At 75.5% G+C, this 2,280-nt stretch carries 2 protein-coding genes; both read right to left on the bottom strand.

Features of this window, described 5'->3' with window-relative positions; all coding sequences use genetic code 11:
- Window positions 1-1,436 (bottom strand): MFS transporter (locus MXD58_RS29575; protein ID WP_250611432.1); only part of this gene is annotated, 1,436 nt, incomplete at its 3' end.
- A 258-nt stretch (window positions 1,437-1,694) separates the two neighbouring features.
- A partial coding sequence (locus MXD58_RS29570; RefSeq protein WP_250611430.1) for an XdhC family protein occupies window positions 1,695-2,280 on the bottom strand: 586 nt, incomplete at its 5' end.

Genomic DNA, 2,280 nt, shown 5'->3' with positions numbered 1-2,280 from the left:
GCGCTGGCACGCGGGACGAGGCCGGCGGCGAGGACGGCGAGCGCCGCGGCGAGACCGGCGACGGCGAACACGACGCGGAAGGCACCCAGGGTGGGCTGCGGGCCGTGCGTGCTCGGCGCGGTCAGATGTCCGAGGACGGCGGCGACCCCGGCGCTGCACAGCGCCTGGCCGACCATGCGCAGCAGCACGTTGAGGCCGTTGGCGGCCGCCGTCTGGGTGCGGGGCACCGCCTGCATCGTCAGCATCGGCATCGCCGAGTAGGCCAGCGCGGTGCCCACCGCGACGACCGTCGCGCCGGCGATGATCGTCGGGATGCTGCCGAGGGTCGCCATCCGCACGGCGTAGCCGGCGACGAGGGTGGCGGTGCCCGCCAGCAGGGTCACCCGCGGGCCGCGGCGCGCGGTGATCCGCGCGGCCAGCGGCGAGAGCAGGACCATCGCGACGCCGCCGGGCAGCAGGCACAGTCCGCTGGCCAGCACCGACAGGCCCAGGCCGTAGCCGGTGTCGCGGGGGATCTGGACGAGCTGGGCGGTGGACAGCGAGTTGGCGTAGAAGGAGAAACCCACGAGCAGGGCGGCGAGGTTCGGGGTCAGCACCGCGCGGCGGCGGGCGAGGCGCAGGTCAACGAGCGGGTCGGTGGCGCGCAGCTGCCAGCGGGCCCAGCCGGTGAGGATGACCACCGCGGCGATCAGCGCGCCGGCCAGGCGCATGCTGGTCAGTCCCCAGGCGGCGGCCTTGGACAGGGCCAGCAGCAGGCACAGCAGGCCGGCGGCGAGCCCGATCGCGCCGGGCACGTCGAAGCGGGCGGGGGAACGCACCGGCGACTCGCGCACGATCAGCCACGCGGCGACGAGGTCGGCGAAACCGAGGGCGGCGGTGACCCAGAACAGCACGTGCCAGTCGGCGAACTGGATGATCATCGCGGCGAAGGGCACGCCGAGGCCGGCGCCGATGCCGACGGTGGCGCTCATCATCGCGACCGCGCCGCCGACCCGCTCCGGGGGCAGCTCGTCGCGCAGGATGCTGATCGACAGCGGCACCACCGCGAGGCAGGCGCCCTGCAGCCCGCGCCCGACGATCAGGAGCCATAGCTGGGAGGTCACCGCGCACAGCAGGGATCCGACGGTGAGCGTCGCCAGCGCGATCAGCAGCAGGCGCCGCTTGCCGAAGATGTCCCCCGCGCGGCCGAACAGCGGGGTGACGACCGCGCCGACGAGCAGGGTGGCGGTCAGCAGCCAGCTGACGTCGGAGACCGAGGCACCGGTCAGGCGCGGCAGGGTCGGCAGCAGCGGCACGATCGACATCTGGGCCAGCGCGGTGAGCGTGCCGCCGACGCCGAGCACGGCCGCGAGCCGCCGGGACCGCGCCGTGCGCGCCGGAGCCGGAGCCAGGGCTGAGGCCGCCGGGGCGGGCGGTGGTGCGCCTGGTTCGTCCACGGTTCTCCTCGGGTCGCAGCTCCGTGGCGTGGCCGGACACCCGATCGGCGCGTTACCACCCCCCAAAACAGTTAATGTCCGCCAACCATCTCCGGTCAACGGCCGCGACCCGCACCCCCCTGCCGAGATCGGTCGAACTCGCAGGTCACGGCCCCCAACGGTGGGGCCGGTGCGGCCGGTGGGGCCCCCGAAGCGCGGGGCACCTCGGTGGGCGGGGGCGTCCTGGCCGCTGCCGGTGGGCCGGCGCGGCGCGGTCCCTCAGCGGGTCGCGCCCGGCCAGGTCGAGGTCGCGGCGTCGGTGACGGGTGTCCCGGTGGGTTCGGTGTGGATGCGCCCGGAGGTCTCGCGCAGCGGGCGGCCGGTGCCACCCCAGCGGCTCTGGATGATCTCCGCGGCGATCGATACGGCGGTCTCCTCGGGGGTGCGGGAGCCCAGGTCGAGGCCGATTGGGGAGTGCAGGCGGGCGAGTTCGTCCTCGCGCAGGCCCTCGGCGCGCAGCTGGTCGAGCCGTTCGTCGTGGGTGCGCCGTGATCCCATCGCGCCGATGTAGCCCGCCGGGGAGCGCAGCGCCGCCCGCAGCAGCGGCACGTCGAACTTCGGGTCGTGGGTGAGCACGCAGATCACGGTGCGGTCGTCGATGGCGACCCGGTCGAGGTAGGCCGCGGGCCGCGCGCAGACGACCTCGTCGGCGGCGGGGAAGCGGGCCGCGGTCGCGAACACGGGGCGGGCGTCGCAGACCGTCACCCGGTAGCCGAGGAACCGGCCGACGCCCGCACCGCGGTGGTCCTCGGGCACGGCCGTGAGCAGGTCGGCGCCATGCTCGACGAGCGGGCGCCCGACGTCG

Origin of the sequence: Frankia sp. AgKG'84/4 (assembly GCF_023242965.2) — a bacterium.
Taxonomy (GTDB): domain Bacteria; phylum Actinomycetota; class Actinomycetes; order Frankiales; family Frankiaceae; genus Frankia.
This window is presented reverse-complemented; position numbering and strand designations above follow the sequence as displayed.